Source organism: Streptomyces sp. NPDC053560 (assembly GCF_044544605.1).
In the GTDB taxonomy this organism is placed as follows: domain Bacteria; phylum Actinomycetota; class Actinomycetes; order Streptomycetales; family Streptomycetaceae; genus Streptomyces.
The window spans coordinates 19,472-36,371 of the sequence record NZ_JBITXI010000011.1 but is presented as its reverse complement, the minus strand read 5'-3'; the positions used below and the strand labels follow the sequence as shown (position 1 = coordinate 36,371).

15 protein-coding genes and 2 pseudogenes are annotated in these 16,900 nt (G+C 67.9%); 5 read left to right on the top strand and 12 right to left on the bottom strand.

What is annotated here, in order from left to right; translation table 11 throughout:
* Window positions 1–52 precede the first annotated feature (52 nt).
* From ACIGQF_RS25815 to ACIGQF_RS25770, 10 genes are all read right to left on the bottom strand, one after another.
* Window positions 53–640: a SigE family RNA polymerase sigma factor gene (locus ACIGQF_RS25815; RefSeq protein WP_399714545.1), complete on the bottom strand. Its 588-nt coding sequence runs from the start codon at window positions 638–640 to the stop codon at window positions 53–55.
* 276 nt (window positions 641–916) lie between these two features.
* Window positions 917–1,867 carry a DUF1906 domain-containing protein gene (locus ACIGQF_RS25810; protein ID WP_399714543.1) on the bottom strand — a complete coding sequence of 317 codons (951 nt, stop codon included), beginning with the start codon at window positions 1,865–1,867 and terminating at the stop codon, window positions 917–919.
* 182 nt (window positions 1,868–2,049) lie between these two features.
* Window positions 2,050–3,219, bottom strand: coding sequence for a lipid-transfer protein (locus tag ACIGQF_RS25805; RefSeq protein ID WP_399714541.1), 1,170 nt, complete (start codon window positions 3,217–3,219; stop codon window positions 2,050–2,052).
* Window positions 3,216–3,695, bottom strand: coding sequence for a MaoC family dehydratase (locus ACIGQF_RS25800; protein WP_399715089.1), 480 nt, complete (start codon window positions 3,693–3,695; stop codon window positions 3,216–3,218). Before ACIGQF_RS25800 ends, ACIGQF_RS25805 begins: the two co-directional genes overlap by 4 nt.
* A 119-nt stretch (window positions 3,696–3,814) precedes the next feature.
* A complete protein-coding gene (locus tag ACIGQF_RS25795; protein WP_399714538.1) occupies window positions 3,815–4,984 on the bottom strand; it encodes an acyl-CoA dehydrogenase family protein in 1,170 nt (389 codons plus the stop codon).
* A gap of 1 nt (window position 4,985) precedes the next feature.
* Entirely contained in the window at window positions 4,986–5,903 is a 918-nt protein-coding gene (locus tag ACIGQF_RS25790; protein ID WP_399714536.1) for a bifunctional MaoC family dehydratase N-terminal/OB-fold nucleic acid binding domain-containing protein, read from the bottom strand.
* 65 nt (window positions 5,904–5,968) lie between these two features.
* Window positions 5,969–7,183, bottom strand: coding sequence for an acyl-CoA dehydrogenase family protein (locus ACIGQF_RS25785; protein ID WP_399714534.1), 1,215 nt, complete (start codon window positions 7,181–7,183; stop codon window positions 5,969–5,971).
* 189 nt (window positions 7,184–7,372) lie between these two features.
* Entirely contained in the window at window positions 7,373–7,678 is a 306-nt protein-coding gene (locus tag ACIGQF_RS25780) for a hypothetical protein (protein ID WP_361553078.1), read from the bottom strand.
* Between the two features lie 399 nt (window positions 7,679–8,077).
* Complete coding sequence (locus ACIGQF_RS25775; RefSeq protein ID WP_399714531.1) at window positions 8,078–8,725, bottom strand: hypothetical protein; 648 nt, start codon at window positions 8,723–8,725, stop codon at window positions 8,078–8,080.
* A gap of 434 nt (window positions 8,726–9,159) precedes the next feature.
* Window positions 9,160–9,762 (bottom strand): hypothetical protein, encoded by a 603-nt coding sequence (locus ACIGQF_RS25770; RefSeq protein ID WP_399714528.1) that lies wholly within the window; start codon window positions 9,760–9,762, stop codon window positions 9,160–9,162.
* Window positions 9,763–10,732: 970 nt separating this feature from the next.
* Between ACIGQF_RS25770 and ACIGQF_RS25765 the strand changes: the two are divergent.
* The 3 genes and pseudogenes from ACIGQF_RS25765 to ACIGQF_RS25755 form a co-directional block, all read left to right on the top strand.
* Window positions 10,733–11,065 (top strand): annotated as a pseudogene (locus ACIGQF_RS25765) (heme-binding protein); the annotation flags it as partial.
* A 54-nt stretch (window positions 11,066–11,119) separates the two neighbouring features.
* A pseudogene (locus ACIGQF_RS25760) lies at window positions 11,120–11,311 on the top strand (IS701 family transposase); the annotation flags it as partial.
* A 1,460-nt stretch (window positions 11,312–12,771) separates the two neighbouring features.
* Window positions 12,772–13,275, top strand: coding sequence for a hypothetical protein (locus tag ACIGQF_RS25755; RefSeq protein WP_399714526.1), 504 nt, complete (start codon window positions 12,772–12,774; stop codon window positions 13,273–13,275).
* 99 nt (window positions 13,276–13,374) lie between these two features.
* On the opposite strand, the gene ACIGQF_RS25750 is transcribed toward ACIGQF_RS25755, so the two are convergent.
* Window positions 13,375–13,767 (bottom strand): hypothetical protein, encoded by a 393-nt coding sequence (locus tag ACIGQF_RS25750; protein WP_399714524.1) that lies wholly within the window; start codon window positions 13,765–13,767, stop codon window positions 13,375–13,377.
* Window positions 13,768–14,165: 398 nt separating this feature from the next.
* Complete coding sequence (locus tag ACIGQF_RS25745) at window positions 14,166–14,516, bottom strand: hypothetical protein (protein WP_399714521.1); 351 nt, start codon at window positions 14,514–14,516, stop codon at window positions 14,166–14,168.
* 468 nt (window positions 14,517–14,984) lie between these two features.
* On the opposite strand from ACIGQF_RS25745, the gene ACIGQF_RS25740 reads away from it, so the two are divergent.
* A complete protein-coding gene (locus tag ACIGQF_RS25740) occupies window positions 14,985–15,674 on the top strand; it encodes a hypothetical protein (protein ID WP_399714518.1) in 690 nt (229 codons plus the stop codon).
* A 32-nt stretch (window positions 15,675–15,706) separates the two neighbouring features.
* Complete coding sequence (locus tag ACIGQF_RS25735) at window positions 15,707–16,804, top strand: helix-turn-helix domain-containing protein (RefSeq protein ID WP_399714515.1); 1,098 nt, start codon at window positions 15,707–15,709, stop codon at window positions 16,802–16,804.
* Window positions 16,805–16,900 lie beyond the last annotated feature (96 nt).

Genomic DNA, 16,900 nt, shown 5'->3' with positions numbered 1-16,900 from the left:
CCTGGTCGTCGGAGCCGCACGAGACGTTCCGTCGCAGCCGGGGTCCGGGCGTTCAGGACGCGCGGGCCAGGTCCGGGTCCTCCCGCAGCTTGGCCAGGGCGCGGGAGACGGCGCTCTTGACCGTGCCGACGGACACCTCCATCACCTCGGCGGTCTGCGCCTCGCTCAGGTCCTCGTAGTACCGCAGGACGACCATGGCGCGCTGCCGGTCGGGCAGCCTGAGCACCGCGCGCCACATCGCGTCGCGCAGCACCTGCCGCTCCGCGGGGTCGGCGGACGGCACGAGGCCCGGCTCGGGCAGCTCGTCGCAGGCGTACTCCTCTATCTTCCGCTTGCGCCACTGCGAGGTACGGGTGTTCACCAGCGCCCGCCGCACGTAGCCGTCCAGCGCCCGGTGGTCCTCGATCCGCTCCCAGGCCACGAAGGTCTTGGCCAGCGCGGTCTGGAGGAGGTCCTCCGCGTCGTTGGGGTTGGCGCTGAGCGAGCGGGCGGCACGCAGCAGCGCCGGCCCCCGGTCCCGTACGTACGCCGCGAAGGACGGGAACGACGTGCGGGAGGGGCGCGACGAGGGCGTCGGGAGCGGCGACGGCGGCGGGGCCACCGCGGCGGTCGAGGCGCCCTTGCACACTGGCGTGGTCATGTCTTCCACGCTAGAAGCGCGGACCCGGCCGGGGATCGGTCCAAGGTGCCGAAGCCGCCTCCGCCTCAGGTTGTACGCGTGGGGCGGGCCCCACCTCCTCAGGACGGACCGTGGGCGCACCCCGGTCAGGGTCCGCCCTCCGGGGCGGGTCGGAGTTCGCCCGCCGGGGTCGGTCAGGGTCCGCCCTCCGGGGTCGGTCGGGGTTCGCCCACCGGAGTCGGTCGAGTTCCGCCCGTTGGGGCCGCGCGGAGCCGGTCCTGGTCCGCTCGCGTACGGTCACCGGATCACCGCGACCGGCGCGTCCACCCAGTTGCGGTCGATCCGCAGCTTGCGGCCGCCGTGCGTCTCCAGCACGTGGCCCGCGTACTGGTGGATCCGCCGGTTCGGGTGCCAGGCCGTCTGCGGCAGCCACTTCTCCCCGTACGCCGACGGCGGGACGCGCCAGCGCGCGAACCACATGACCGACGGCAGGTCGGTGTACCCCTTCGCGCGCGCCGATGCCAGGTGCCGCACGCCGGAGTTCGCGCTGCTGTAGAAGCCCGCGATGTAGCCGAAGCGGCGCACCTCGCGGCTCCAGGAGCGCACGAAGCTCAGCGTCTTCTCCTTGCAGGCCTGGTTCTTCAGGTCGTACGCCTCGATGTCCAGGTAGATCGGGCTGCGCGGCATGATCCCGTACGCCTGCGCGCGGTTCACCGCCACCCTGGCCTCCGTAGTGCCCTCCTTGAACGGGTCGGCGCCGATGGCGTACCGCCGCTTGTGTTTGTTCTTCACGCACGGCGCCTGGCCGCCGAGATAGACCGGCAGCACCCGCCAGCCGGCCGCCTTCGCGCCCTGGAACCACTGGGGGCTGAGGTTGTGCTGCTTGGGACAGGCGCGCCCGTGGCCGGCGAAGTAGACGCCGATGGCCCGGTAGCGCGTGCTGTTCCAGGCCCGCAGCGAGCTGACCGCCGGGGCCTCGCAGGTGTCGAGCCCGAAGCCCTTGTAGAGGTAAGGACCGGTCGCCGGAGCCTTGGCGGCGGCCGTCGGGGCCACCCGGCGCCGGGACGCGGCGGCATCGTCGGCGGCGGCATCGTCGGCGGCGGCCGGGGCGGCCTCGGCCTCGCCCCGACCGGCCCCGGGAGCCGCCGGTGGCCGGTCGCCGCCGGAGGTGGAGGAGGGGGCGAGCCAGGACGGGAGCAGCGCCGCCAGGGCGACGATCAGCCCGACGGCGGGTACCAGAGCCAGCAAGGCGATATGTTTTGCCGATTTTGTCCATCTCATACGGCGAGTCAAAAGGCCCCGCCGCGACACTCCGTGACGGACACGCCAGCGGCACCGCCGGTTCAGCCGGATGCCGGGCCCGGGGTGCGGCGGGCGGGGATCCGGTGTGGGGCGCTGTCGCTTTCCTGCCCGGGCTCCCGGCCGCCCCCTCAGGTCCCGTCCGTGCCGAGTACGAGGCCCGAGGTGGGCACCCCCGTACCGGCCGTGACCAGGACACGGGACGCGCCCGGCACCTGGTTCACGGAGGTGCCGCGGATCTGCCGGACGCCCTCCGCGATGCCGTTCATACCGTGCAGGTACGCCTCGCCGAGCTGCCCGCCGTGCGTATTGAGGGGCAGCGCGTCCGCCGCCACGAACCCGGCCGCCTCCCCCGGCGCGCAGAACCCGAACTCCTCCAGCTGCATCAGCACGAACGGAGTGAAGTGGTCGTACAGGATCCCCACGTCGATCTCGCCCGGCGTCAGCCCGCTGCTCCGCCACAACTGCCGGGCCACCACCCCCATTTCCGGCAGCCCGGTCAGGTCGTCCCGGTAGTAGCTCGTCATCTGCTCCTGCGCGCGGCCCGCGCCCTGCGCCGCCGCGTTGATCACGGCGGGTGGGCACCGCAGGTCACGGGCGCGCTCGGCGGAGGTCACCACGATCGCCTGGCCGCCGTCGGTCTCCTGGCAGCAGTCCAGCAGCCGCAGCGGCTCGACGATCCAGCGCGAGGCGGCGTGGTCGGCGAGCGTGATCGGCTTGCCGTGGAAGTACGCGGCGGGGTTGCGGGCAGCGTGCCGCCGGCCGGCGACCGCCACGTGCCCGAACGCCTCCGGCTTCAGCCCGTACACGTGCAGGTACCGCTGCGCCGCCATGGCCACCCAGGAGGCGGGCGTGAGCAGCCCGAACGGGAGGTTCCAGCCCAGGGCCGCCCCCTCGGCGGACGCCTCGCGCTGCTGCACGCCGGACCCGAAGCGGCGGCCCGAGCGCTCGTTGAACGCGCGGTAGCAGACCACCACCTCCGCGACGCCCGTCGCCACCGCCATCGCGGCCTGCTGGACCGTCGCGCACGCCGCGCCGCCCCCGTAGTGCACGCGCGAGAAGAACGACAGGTCACCGATGCCCGCCGCCTGCGCGACGGTGATCTCCGGGCTGGTGTCCATCGTGAACGTGACCAGCCCGTCCACGTCCTCCGGCCCCAGCCCTGCATCGTCCAGCGCGGCCCGCACCGCCTCGACCGCCAGCTTCAGCTCGCTGCGCCCGGAATCCTTGGAGAACTCCGTGGCACCGATTCCGGCGACCGCGGCACGCCCGCCGAGGCTGTCCGCACTCCGTACGCTCATACGGCGGCTCCGCTGTCGAGGGCGGCCCCTCCGCCGATGGCCGACTCGTCGCGGAGGGCCGCCCCGTCGCCGATGGCGGACCCGCCGTCGAGGGTGACGGTGACCGTGCCGGTGACGTGGTGGCCCAGCCCGTTCTCGCCGGTCACGCGTACGACGGCGGTACCGTCCGCCACCTCACCGACCGTCCCCCGCAACACCATCGTGTCCCCCGGATAGTTGGGCGCACCCAGCCGGATCGCCACCTTCCGGAGCGCGCACCGCGGCCCGAAGTGATCGGTGATATACCGCCCGACCAGCCCGTTGGTGGTGAGGATGTTCATGAAGATGTCCGGCGAGCCCTTCTCCCTGGCTGCCTCGGCATCGTGATGCACGTCCTGGTAATCCCGCGAGGCGAGCGCACCGGCGACGATGAGGGTGCGGGTGATGGGGACGGTGAGGGGCGGGAGTTCGTGTCCTGGGAGTACGGGCGCCGGCACGTCAGCGTCGCCGCGCGGTGCCCGATCGTCGCCGCGCGGTGCCCGGTCGTCGCCCCGACCGCCCCGGCCGCCCAGGTCACCCCGGTCGCCTTCTTCGCTTCTGCTCTCCTGTTTCAGGTTCACGAAGTCCCCGCTCCCGTCAGCAATTCTCCGAGCTCCTCCAGCAGTTCGGCGCCGCCGCCGAGGTGGGCGGCCAGTTGCCGGCCCCACAGGAAGTGGCGGTGGACCGGGTGGTCGAGGTCGGCGCCGGTGCCGCCGTGCAGGTGCTGGCCCGCGTGGACGACCCGCCGGCCCGCCTCGGCCGCCCACCACGCGGCGGTCAGCGCGTGCGGGCGCGCCTCCAGCCCCTCGTCCCGCCGCCACGCCGCTTCGTACGCGGTGACCCGGATCGCCTCGGTGTCCATGTGCGCGTCGGCGGCCCGCAGCATGACGCCCTGATGGGTCGAGAGCGGCCTGCCGAACTGCTCGCGGGTGTTGGTGTGCGCAACCGCCCGCGCGAGCGACCCGGCGCACACCCCCGCTTGCAGCCCCGCGAACGCCGTCCGCGCGGACGCGAGCACGTCGCCGTACGGGTCCGGTCTCACAGCCGGCAGGTCGTCGTACGGGTCCGGACGCACAGCCGGCAGATCGTCGTACGGGGGCGGCTCCGTGGCGGGCCTGGGGCCGAGCCCCTCCTCGTCCGTGCACGGCGCGGCCCCCAGCGGCTCGCCCGGCGCTTCCGCCAGCGTGAGCCGCCCCGCCGACCAGGGCGCGGTCGTCTCCACCGCCTCCCGTACGGTCCCAGGGCCCGCCGTCTCCACCAGCCACAGCCGCCACCCGGCGGCCTCCGGCGCGTACACGGGAACCAGTACGTGCGTGGCGTCGCGCAGCCAGGGCACCACCGGCAGCACCCCACTCACCCGCCCCTCGGAGTCGGCGCGCACACGCCCCCGGCTCCTCCCCGGGAACGCACCGGTGGCCACGGCCGCCCCTGTCGCGAGCGCGGGCAGCAGCCGTTCGCGCTGCTCCGCACTTCCGTGCGCCGCGACCGGCAGCAGCCCGTACACCGCGGTCGCGGCCAGCGGCACCTGTGCCGTCCGCCGCCCCTGCTCCTCCAGCAGCAGAACGAGCCCGAGCAGCCCGGTCTCGGCCACGGCGCCCACCAGCCCGGCATCGCACAGCGCGGCCCACAGCTCGGTGTCCGTCGCACTGCCCAGCGCGCTCATGCGCTCATGGGTCGCCAGATCCTCGAAGATCTCCGCGGCCAGCCCGGCGGCAGCACGCTGTTCCTCGGTGGGCGTGAAGTCCATATCAGCCCACCGCCCCGGAAGCCCGCCCGACGGCGCGGAACACCGGCAGCACAAGCTCCTCGTCCACCTGCTGGAACTCCAGCCGTACCGGCATCCCGACGCGGACCTCGTCGTGCGCCACGCCCACCACGTCGCTCACCATCCGCACCCCTTCCGCCAGCGCGATCACCGCGACCGCGTACGGCGGGTCGAAGGCGGGGAACGGCGGGTGGTGCATCACCACGTACGAGAAGACGGTGCCGTCGCCGCTCGCCTCGACGGTGTCCCACTCCTGCGCCCCGCAGCCGTTGCACCCCGGCAGCCAGGGAAAACGCAGCCGTCCGCAGCCACCGCACCGCTGGATCAGCAGTCGACGCTCCGCCACCCCGGCCCAGAATCCGGCGTTGTCCCGATTGATCACGGGCCGGGGCCGCCGCGGTCCTGGCTCCTCCGAGGCAGACCTGTTCGAGGCGGGCGCGTACTTGAGGATGCGGAAGCGATGCGTACCGGCGAGCTCGTCCCCCACCCGGATGTCCATCCGCGTCGTGATGAAGTACCCGGTACCCAGCTTGGTCGTCTTGCGGTCCGACACCGCCTCGATCACCGCGCCAAAGGTGATCTCGTCACCGGGCCGCAGCGGTCGCAGGTACTCCTGTTCGCAGTCGGTGGCGACCACGGCGGTGTACCCGGCACCGTCCAGCAGCGCGAACATCTCGTCGTGCGCGCCCGACCTGTCCACATGTCCGGAGAGCCCGCCCATGGTCCAGGCCTGGAGCATGGTGGGCGGGGCGATGGCCGCGTCCCCGGCGTAGGCCGGACTGGTGTCGCCGACCGCCTCGCACCAGTGCCGGATCATCGGCAGGTTGACCGGGTCCTTGCCGGCCCCGGCAGTCGCGGCGGCCCGCCCCACGAATGCCTTCAGCCGCGCGCCGATGTCCACCTCCCCGACGCTCCCCGCCCCCTCTCCCCCCGCCGTCCCGCTCCTCGTACCGCTCACCGCTCCGCTCACCGGCGCCCCCTCCGCATTCCGAGCCGCATCGTCGCCGCGATCTCCCGCTGCACTTCGCTCACCCCGCCCCCGAAGGTGTTGATCTGCGCGGCACGGTTCATCCGCTCCAGCTCGCCCTCGGCCGCGGTCCCGGCCCCGAAGGCCCCCGGCGACCCGGCCCGTACGAGCCCCGCCTCCCCGACCGCCTCCTGGCACAGCCGGTAGACCTCCACCGCGCTCTCGGTGCCCGCGAACTTCACCCCGCTCGCATCGCCCGGGCTCAGCGCTCCCGCGCCGACATCGCCCACCAGCCGCCAGTTCAGCAGCCGCGTCGCCGCGAGCCGGGCGTGCGCCTCCGCGAGCCGGGCCCGCACCCAAGGACGGTCGGCGGGCCGCTCACCGGTGTGCGGATCCGGCGTACGCGCGTACGCGAGCGCCACCTCGTAACAGTCCTCGGCCTGCATGCCGATGGCGGCCAGCGCCACCCGCTCGTGGTTGAGCTGGTTGGTGATCAGGCCCCAGCCGGCGTTCTCCTCGCCGACCAGGTTCCCGGCCGGCACCCGTATGCCGTCGTAGTACGTGGTCGTCGTGGTCAGTCCGCCCACCGTCCGTATCGGCGTCCACGAGAACCCCGGCGCGTCCGTCGGCACCAGCAGAATCGATATCCCCTTGTGCTTGGGCGCCTCCGGATCCGTACGGCAGGCCAGCCAGATCCAGTCGGCCTGCTGCGCATTGCTGGTGAAAACCTTCACCCCGTCGATCACCCACGCGCCGGCCCCGGCCGTATCCCGCCCGGCAGCCCCGGCCGGGCCGCCGCCCTCCAGCACCGCACGCGTACGCAGCGAGGCCAGATCCGTACCGGCCTCCGGCTCGCTGTACCCGATCGCGAAGACGATCTCCCCGCTGAGGATCCGCGGCAGGAAAAACGCCTTCTGCTCCGCACTGCCGTACTTCATGAGCGTCGGCCCCACGGTGTTCAGCGTGACCATCGAGACCGGCGCGCCGGCCCGGTACGCCTCGTCGAAGAAGACGAACTGCTCGTCGGGGCCGCGCCCCTGGCCCCCGTACTCCTCCGGCCAGCCGAGCCCGAGCAGCCCGTCGGTGCCGATCCGCTTCAGGATCGCGCGCTGTTCCTGCGGGTCCTCGACCGCGCCGCCCGGGAGCAGCTCGCGGAAGTACTCCCGCAGCCGTGTCCGTAGCTGCCGCTGCCGCGGCGTAGGAGCAAGGTGCACGTCGACGCCCTCCTCAACATCCTCTGCACACGAAGATCCTCTGCACACGCAAGCGAGCGGTTTCTGACTGTCCGTCAGAAACCGCTCGCTGTCAATACACGTACGAGACGGGCGGCCGGCTCTCCCCAGGACCGGCCGCCCGTCGTCCTCAGGTGGCCCGGCGGGGCTCCCGAGGGGTCATCGGAGGGTTCACCACAGGTTGGTGAAGTTCACCGTGGCGTTGGACTGGTCGATGTGCGTGAAACCGGACCCGTTCACGCTCGCGGTGTTGTTCTGGTTGGACGCCCCGTCGCCGTTGGCGACCTGCTGGGTGCTGGTGGAGTTGCCGTTGTTGTCGTGCCCGACGCCGGAGCCTTCCTGGCTCGACGACACCGCTCCCGACCCGTCCGACGCGAACGAGCCGTTGTCCGCGTACGCGACCCCGGCGAACAGGGCCGCCGCGAGCGGCAGAGCGGCGACGGTGGCGATGGTACGAGCGGCACGGATGCTTGCCATGATTTTTTCCTCCTGCGGAACCACTTGGAACGGGCAATCCCTGGGTGGTTGGCCGACCCCCCCGGGTCTGTTGCGTTACGACGTCGCGACCCAGAACTGCCCAAGTGGCGTAGCCCGAATCGGCTAAGCCCACCGATTCCCCCGCAAGCGTGAGCCCTCCCCCTCAAACATCCGCATTGACCCACACAGGGTCGCGCGCACACCCCCCAAAACCGCTGTTTACGCCGGTACCGGCCCAGAGCCACGCACTCGCAGGCAGCCCACCAAGCGCGGCGCAGGTAATGCGATCTGCAAAGTACGAGCCCTCGGGTCGTCTTACGGATGGCCTTACGGGTGGACTTACGGGTGGTGGCCTTACCGGTGGTGGACTTACGGGTAGTGGGCTTACCGGTGGTGGGCTTACGGGTGGTACTTCTCCTCGACCGTCTCGGCGGCACCGGACTTGGTGCTCATGGTGACGCGAACGGTCACGCTGCCGGTCTTGGCGGCCTTCTCCAGCTGCTCCACCGTGCACTCCGCGGTGCCGTAACCGTCGTCGCCCAGGGACACGCCGTCGTCGGGGTCGTCGGAGCAGATCGAGGCCGCGCCGAGGACCTTGGTGGCGTTGGCCACGAAGAACGCCTGGTCCATGCCACCGTCCTGGCGCTTGACGATCAGCTTGCCGGGCGCCATGTACTCCAGCTTGCCGACGACCGTCTTGTGGTTGCCCGCGTTGGCCACACCGCCCCCTTCAGGCGCCGACTTGCTGTGTCCCGGCGCTCCCCCGGACGCAGCCGCGTCGCCCTTACCCCCGCCCTGCCCCTGCTCACCGGCGGCCTTGCCCGTCGAGGAGCTGTCCGACGAGGAGCTGTCCGTCGAGGAGCTGTCCGCGGAGGGCCCGCCCGTGGCCTGAGCCGATGCCGAGGATTCGGCGGCCGCGTCAGACCCGGTGTCCTGCCCGCAGGCGGCCATCCCCAGCCCCAGCGCCGCGGCAACAACGGCGGCGGCGACGCGTCGGCCGGCACGCCCACGGAAACGGCTGGTGGCGGTGGAAATGGCGGTGTTCATCCGCTCTCCCGTTGCTCTGATCTCTCGTCTCGCTCCCGGACAACACCCACCCTCAAAGATCAACCTCGCGGCGCACGCGCCCTGATGACCGCCCCCCCCCCGCACCACGACTTCGACAGGTAGCGCCCTGCCAGAAGGCAGCAGAGAACGGCCGGCCCGCTCCTCGGAACGGTGTGGATGCTCGGGAGGCGAGTCCATCCGGTTTCCGGCACGCCGGTGTTCTGCATCGCGTGCACGGTAATTCGAGCGAGGGGCACGTCGCCGCGTCAGAGGAGCTGACGGGGGCCGAGTGGATCCCCCCGCCCAATCCCGGAGTACGTGCCCAATGGCGTGTACGAGCCGATACAGGTGCACTTGGCCGCCCACCTGCCGCACTCAGCACACAGGAAGAAGCCCCGCAGGATGATCCGGCGGGGCTTCATCTTGCGCGGCGCTTATCGATCGAGAGGGCCGGCCAAGTCCTTTCGGCATGCTTCAGTGAAGTTGCCAATCTCTAAGGCGATGGACTCGTGGAGACGTTGCAGGAGCTGTTCCTGCTCTTCCTCAAGCTGTCCTGGCGGTTGTTCACTGAGGAGGCGAACAAATTCGAGAACCTCCCGCCATCCGCTAGCGATCGTCACTGATGCCTGATTCAGGGCCTTGCACACGTCTGACGAGGCCAACAAGTAGGCCTCGACGCCAAGCGTGTCCAGGTGCTTCCGAACCTCACTGCCGTCTGAGCTTGCCGTCGCCCGGTTGCTCTCGCTTCCTTCTGCGGCGACCGAGCCCCGCACATTGTTGACGGTCTCCCTCCAGCGTCTGGGGGTGTAATAGATGACCTCAAGAATCTGGATAAACAGTCGGCGGCGCTCTTGCCGCAGCCAGTGAGCGTACTCGTGGGCTGCTTGCCCGTTGACCTGCTCGACGGCGGCTTGCACTGCGGCGTCCGCTCCGTGCCGGGCGGCTTTCCAGCTGGCGAGCCCACCGACTGCGGCTCCAATGATGGCGGCGGCGAATCCAATGATGGCGGCGTAGAGCGCCGCGGTCCCCTCGTCCACGATCCCCCTCATGCTGGCGCGGTGGCAGGAGGCTACGTGATCTCCAGGACCGCCGGGCGCGGACCGCTGGTCGTGGGAACCCCAGGCCCACCACCACTCCCCGATGGGGACTGGCCAGCCCAGGTGTGGCGCCGTGTTCAGCAGGCGGCGCCGGCGCGGTGCGCCTCCCGATCGATCCCTTCAGCGAGTCGGATCGCTGCCTCGACGTGGGCGCGCGTCTCGCCGGCCAGGTGCCGAGAGACGGGCTGCGGCCGGCCGGTGCAGTCGAGGAGAGGAGTCGGGCCTTCTGCGGCAGCGGCAGCACGCCGCCCGAGACGTAGCAGCCATCCCGCGAGATGCGATGGCCCGGCGACATGCACCGATGAGCGTGCGCCGTGTGTCAGAGTGCGGTGCGCTTCTTCGCCGCTCATGAGCGTCTCGTAGGGCTCACCGAGTTCGCACTTGATGAACTTGGCTGCGTTGACACGGCGACGCAAAGCGGCCTCCAAGTCGTTGCCCCTCCCGCGCTTACGCAGACTTTCGGGCCTACCTCTGACTACCTTCCCCTTTCCTCATAACTGTGCAGGTCCACGCCCTTTCGCCTGATCGCGATCGCGAGTGAGGCTCGTAGGCGTACCACTCGACGCGGCACCGTCGGGGCCGGGGAGCGTGTCGCGCCTACGGACCGAAGCATCATCCCGCCGCGGGCGCTGCAACCTCCACTCGTTGATCCGGCACCGCGGCCCGGGGCTGGGGATCCGTTTCACGGCAACGGTGCTTTGGGTCGGTCCTCGGGGTGGGCCTGCCGTGCGCATCGGGGCACGCGAGGTTCGGTCCGGTAGGCGGAGGCGCGCGGGGTCGGCCAACACTAAGCCTGAGTGCACAACCGCGTACCCACAGCAGAAGGGACGTTGCCATGGCCAATAAGACGGAGTCCGTGTCTCTGGAGGACGCCCGGCGAGCCATCGCCGCGGGGTAGGCCAAGGCCGGCGAGATCGGCTCGCCCAGCAACATCGCCGTCGTCGACGTCGGCGGCAACCTCGTCGCGCACATCCGGATGGACGAGGCTTGGATCGGGAGCGTCGACATCTCCATCAACAAGGCCTTCACGTCCCGGGCCTTCGACATCAGTACCGCCGACCTGGCCACCAACGCGGGCCCCGGTGAGCAGTTCTTCGGGATCAACGCATCCAACAACGGACGCGTCGTGATCTTCGCGGGCAGTGTCCCGCTGCGGCACGGCGACCGGATCGTCGGCGCCGTGGGCGTCAGCGGCGGCAGCGGTGAGCAGGACCAGACCGTGGCCGAGGCTGCGGCCTTCTGACGACTGGCCCCGCCATGCCGTGATCAGCGGAGCCCTCAGCGCGGCCGCTCGTTGGAAACTTTTCAGTTCGCCAAGAACGAGACCGGGCTGGATCACTACCAGGTCCGCAAATACGACGCCTGGTACCGGCACAGCACCCTGTCCATGCTCGCCGCCGCCTTCCTCGCCATCACCGCCCACCGCGAACGGACCCGCGATGAACAGCGCGATCAAAAAGGGGCGCCACGACCGCCGGCGAACGCCTAATTCCGTTGTCCTGCAACGAAATCAGGCACTTATGGGCAATCCGAAGCCACTACCAGCGGCAACGCCTCAAACATCACAGGGGGCGGCTGCCGTACTAGGGATGGAAGCCTCAGGTGCACTGGGCTTCGTGCTTGGCAACTGTGACCACGGAGCCAAATGCCGCGCATGGACTTGTAGCGACCTGTGCATATTCAAGCCCACAACAAAGAACGGAAAGTTGCTCACCTTGAGACTATCCGCCTTTCCGACCAGAGCGTCCCCAAGTTCCTCAAGAGGCGGGCACTCCTGGAATTCGTGCATTGCTCCGCGAAGAACGGCTCCGAGCTTGTAGATGTCAACATTTTCGATCCGGTCGGACCCTGCCAGCGTTTCATTCACTCTGAACAACTCGCGCCACATCAATGTGAACGGAGAGATCTTTTCGCCCCTTCGAAAGAGGTCCACTCATCCTGCCCTACGCGCCAGGCGAGGCGACGACTCGACCGCGCTATGGACGCCTCCTGCCAGCGACCGACACCGCACCTCGAAGCTTGACACTGGACCCCTTGGCGTCCGTGACGACGTTCGGCACCACAGACCAGTAATCAAGCAAGAAGGTTACTCTGTCGTGCGGGTCTGTTCTCACGACCGTTTCCGTGGTGGCACTCTCGTGCCCGTAACCCTCTACCTCGAACATTCGAGGCGATATCGCATGATTCGGCTTGCCGGTGCCAGCGATCGACAAAGTGGGGTTGTAAATAGCGACCGGAGCACAACCTGGATTCTCAATAACAAGCTGAGCGGCTTCTATGTTCGCCCCCCGGCTCCCCGAAGTGCCCGTTGGCCATTACCCACTTACCCGTATGGTTAACGGCAAGCCTCACTCCTGGCTCCCAAATAGCCGCATCCAGGTAGATCCTCACGCGACCGCCATCGAGCACGTGTTTGGCGATTTACCAACCAAGCGCGATCAGCGAAACCAGGAAACTAGCCCCGGCAACGACGAACGCGATCACCACCACAGGGAAACCGAACAAATCGGGTGATGTGGAAGCAGAGTTCATCTTGCGATGATAGCGGTCTGCTGTGTATGAATGTGCGATTCCTGACGCTTCCTCGGCACCCCAGCCGTCCTGGGCAAGGGCTGGCGCTCAAAGCGGAAGGCCCCGACCGAATTTGCTGGTCAGGGGCCTTCGAAGTGCGGAGGCTGTGGGATTTGAACCCACGGTGAGGGATCACCTCACGACAGTTTTCAAGAGCGCTCCGCCCACGGAGGCCTCTGTCACGCTGACCTGCGCGGACCGGTGCAGTGGTCGGCTCGACCGCAGCTCTGGCCCGCCCATGGCCCACAGCTTCCCAAAACGATCGACATTGGCACTGTGCGACTGACGGACGCGGGCGGCTACAACCTTCGCGTTGGGGCGGGGGTCTTGCCGTCGAAGTGACCGCCAACGATGGCGGTCTCAGAGGAGGACGCAGAGATGGAAACAGTACTCGTGGGCGTCATCACCGCGTTGGCTGCGATCGGCGGCAACTTCTTCGCGAACCGGCAGTCCGAGCGGCAGATGATCTCGGACGCGAGACTCCAGCTCCGGGAGCCCCGGAAACGCACCTACAGCGACTTCCTGTTGGCCTGTCGTGAAGCCCACATCGACCTCGTGGATCTATGGGAAGAGGAGACTCAGGAAGCCGACTCGTGGCGCATCGAGGACACGATTGATCAGCACCAGTCGGTGTTGCAACGTGAGCTGGCAGCCGTGAGTTTGGAGGGCCCCGAAGTGGTCAGCGAGGCCGCTAACAAGGTAGTGAAGACCTTCAACGATCTGCATCACAGCGCCTTCGTCTGGAACATGAGCGGCGGGGACGTCCACGATGACGGACGCCCAATCGGCTTCGGCGGTGACTACACAGGCGATATCAGGAAGGCGATGGATCACTACCTGAAGGAAGCACGCAAGGCCTTGACCACGTCCGCAGACGGGTGAGAGGCATACTTGCCTCGGCAGGGATCGGGGCCACCTGCCCGCCAGAGCTTCTGTCGACGCGTGGTGCGCGCTCGCTCCCGCCAGTCCTGACCTCGTGCCCTACGACTTTGCACGCTGGTCCGGGACGGCCATGTGCAGCTGTTGGAGACCATGCATCGCAGCATGGAACGCTGCCCCGATCTCCCGCGCCCTCTCCTCAGTCTTGATCGGCCACATGGAGATGTAGTCAGCCCCGATGTACACCTGCTCCACGGTCCCATTCAGCACCAAAGCGTCGACCTTAGAGTTCAGAATTGCCATCGCCTCGTCCGGGACGTAGGGCTTGCTGCTGGCCATGGCATCAAGCTCCACCTTCCAGTGGCGCCCATGGCGAGCGATACACACGAAGATCGCGTCGTTGGCCTTGGCGCTCTCGTAGGCCGCACGATGAGCTTCCAGCTTGGTGCAGTCGGGGATGAGCGCAGCTTGAAGAGGCATTCCAGGCATCGGCATGCTGGCATCGTCGCAGGCACGCACGCCCGCATGCAGGTGAACAGCCAGTTCGAACGGGGCCGCTACGTCGCCGCCCCGTGCGGGCCCACAGCAGGGCCCCGCGGTCCCGTTCGATGGGTACGCCGGCATACGAGACGCCGTCAACGGGCCGGACGTGAGAGGCAGGAGCGCTAAAGGTGACGTCGGCCGGTTCAGCCAGGTCCCGGCCACCTAGCTGGGCATCGGCCCACAGTGTGACGGAGACCTCGTAGAACCAGATGTCGGTGTTGCCCTGCCAGCGACGGTGCAGCCGGCCGAGCAGCTCTTGCCCGTCATACAGAAGGATTCGGATCGGCGGCGTGGGAGGTTCGGACGGCAGCTCTCCGTCCGTGAGCGGTCCGGTCTCCTCATCCATGGCGCTACGCCGCGTCCCCATCGTTCGCCGGGGCATCGTGGACGTGCTTCAGGGCACTGCGGGCGGCGACGACGTCGCCGCCGGAGAGCGTGCCCCAGTACGGGTGCGTGCCGATCTGAATGGACAGCTCCAGCATCCGGGCGCGCAGCTGCTCCTCCCGCTCGGCCTGCTCCTCGGTGTAGCCGGGAGAGTCCTCCCGGCGGAAGGGATACCAGTAGCCCTCGGGGCGCTCGTATCCAGGCTGCGGCGTCGCCGACCACGGCAGGGTGGCGCACAGCGCGCGGTACTCGGCACGCGCCTGGTGCATCTCCAGCTGGGCGGCAATCAGGTCCTCGGGGAAGTCGTACTTGGGCACGCCAGAATGATACGTCCGTTCGATTCCCGACGATGGTGGACGCGCCGCCCCACCTCAGCCCCCACCGCCACCTATGCCCGAACGGCGGATCTAGACGCACGGGCACCCCCGCCAGCAGACACCGCAAGCACGTGGCGCAGAGGATCGAGCGACGCGCGCAGGGGAGACGCCATCCAGCGCCCCCGACCGGCGGGCTTACGGCGGGCCGGGCTTGCCGGTGCCAGCCTCGCTGCGGAGCCCCTGGGGGCCACGCCAACGACTCCACCACTCCTTCCTGCAGTTGCCCCTGCACTGCCGCTCGATCCATTGATCACTAGCGGCGCCCGATCCAGGAGCACGTAATAGATCGTACGTTCGATTCGACTGCATCGACGATCCCCGGCGTTGTCAGTGGCACTGTGTACCCTCCCCTTATAGATTTGAGCCCACATCCGAGGGCTCGCATCCATAAGCGCCTCTGGAGGCAGGATGATCAATCTGGAAGCGTCGGGGGAGCCTGACGACTACGCGGCAGAGCTGGCCAGACTCGGGCTTCGCACCGAGACTCTCCGTCAAGCGCTTGGCGCGAGCAACACTGAACGCAGCCTCTGCTCGAAGAGGCATGCAGCACCCATCGCCCCCGGCATCTACGCCTACAACGGCCTAGTGACCAGCCTGAGCAGCCAGCTCGAAGAGGATGACTGGGAGCGGGTCAATCTGGCTGGCGTGCTTCCGATCCTGCTGAATCCGCGCACGCACGTGGCCCTCGGCGTGACGAGCGGCAACCATCTAACCGGCCTGCGGGAGGGACGCCAGCAGCCCAGCTCTCGCTACCCGAAGGGAGAGCTGACAAGAAAGCTGGTCGGACGGAACGAGCCCCAGGGGCAGATCGAACTGCTCAAGCGCTCCGCCTTCCAGGTGGAGGAGCCGAAGGATGAGCTGGCCGGCTACAACCTCTGGCTGATGCTGGTCTACTTTGATCAGGTACGGAAGGAGATCCGACACGAGGTCTCCCTCCCAGAGCGGCTGAACGTCAAGGGCTACATGAAGGACTGGTATGCCCGGATCACGCCGCCAGAGTTCTACTCCGTCGACAGCGACGACTTCGAGGTTCACGAGAAAGACCCCAACGAGGGCTTTGGGCCGCCCGACGTCGTTCCGGTTGAGCGACGAAAGTAGTCAAACCGGGCGATACACAGAAAGACGAGGTTATGTTCACTCCATCCCGATTGACTCTAGCTCGAAAACGCCGGGGGATGACCCTCGTAGAGCTGGGGAGCCGGGTTGGAGTGAGCAGCCAAAGCATCTCCAACTACGAGTGCGGCCGTCAGCAACCATCACTAACTACGTTGCGAGATCTCGCAACGGAACTAGACTTCCCTCTCTCATTCTTCTCTGCTTCAGAAATAGACGAGATCGACGCCAAATCCGTCAATTTCCGAGCACGGAGCAAGCTCTCGGCCTCTACGCGTGATGCAGCCCTAGCGGAATCTAGGCTGGCCGTGGAACTGAGCCACTGGATCGATGAGCGCTTCAAGCTGCCCTCTGTCGATATTCCGACACCAGGTCGGAAGATGAAACCTGCTCTCGCGGTGGCGGACGTGCGATCCGCGTGGAGACTTGGAGAAGAAACCTCCATAAGGAACATGATTCACCTAGTCGAAGCTCACGGCGTGAGGGTATTTTCTCTCGCCCCGGAGTACCCAGAGGTGGATGCGTTTTCCTTTTGGAGGGATGGCCGACCGTTCATCTTTCTGAACACTCACAAATCAGCGGCTCGCAGTCGTTTTGACACAGCTCACGAGCTTGGCCACCTGATCATGCACTCTGACGACGAAGCAGGTGTTCGGACCAGAGCTGCAGAGAAGGAGGCTGACGAGTTCGCGTCCGAGCTGCTGATGCCAAAGCGTAGCGTGGCATCCCGCGCCCCCGAGAGCCCGACCACAGACCAGATCATCAGGCTGAAGAAGTACTGGAATGTGTCAGCCATGGCCCTCACCTACCGCCTTCATGCCCTCGGGAAGATTTCAGATTGGCAGTACAGGCAGACAGTCATTGAGCTAGGACGACTTGGGTACAGGAGAGGCGAGCCGAATGACGAGCCACACGAATACTCAATGGCCCTCAAGAAGGTATTTGCCTTTTTGCGCGAAGATGGAACACTTCCTCGCCATGTCGCAAGTGAACTCGACGCGAACCTTCGAGAGTTGAATAGTTGGGTATTCGGCTTGATGGTCACTGCGGAAACTGGCGGAGGTCACGGCTCGAATTCTGCCCACAAGCGACCTCATCTACAGGTCGTCAAGTAGGAATCAACCTCGCATCGACCATACTAGTCGTGCTGGGTACCGTCAGAACTGTTGGGCGGGCTTCAACGTCAGCAGTCCACTATGGAGAACACCTGG

Coding starts and splice junctions, on each gene's coding strand:
- ACIGQF_RS25805 (WP_399714541.1), bottom strand. CDS start 3,219: ATGAGCGTACGGAGTGCGGACAGCCTCGGCGGGCGTGCCGCGGTCGCC.
- ACIGQF_RS25735 (WP_399714515.1), top strand. CDS start 15,707: ATGTTCACTCCATCCCGATTGACTCTAGCTCGAAAACGCCGGGGGATG.
- ACIGQF_RS25780 (WP_361553078.1), bottom strand. CDS start 7,678: ATGGCAAGCATCCGTGCCGCTCGTACCATCGCCACCGTCGCCGCTCTG.
- ACIGQF_RS25740 (WP_399714518.1), top strand. CDS start 14,985: ATGATCAATCTGGAAGCGTCGGGGGAGCCTGACGACTACGCGGCAGAG.
- ACIGQF_RS25795 (WP_399714538.1), bottom strand. CDS start 4,984: ATGGACTTCACGCCCACCGAGGAACAGCGTGCTGCCGCCGGGCTGGCC.
- ACIGQF_RS25775 (WP_399714531.1), bottom strand. CDS start 8,725: ATGAACACCGCCATTTCCACCGCCACCAGCCGTTTCCGTGGGCGTGCC.
- ACIGQF_RS25755 (WP_399714526.1), top strand. CDS start 12,772: ATGGAAACAGTACTCGTGGGCGTCATCACCGCGTTGGCTGCGATCGGC.
- ACIGQF_RS25815 (WP_399714545.1), bottom strand. CDS start 640: ATGACCACGCCAGTGTGCAAGGGCGCCTCGACCGCCGCGGTGGCCCCG.
- ACIGQF_RS25750 (WP_399714524.1), bottom strand. CDS start 13,767: ATGCCGATGCCTGGAATGCCTCTTCAAGCTGCGCTCATCCCCGACTGC.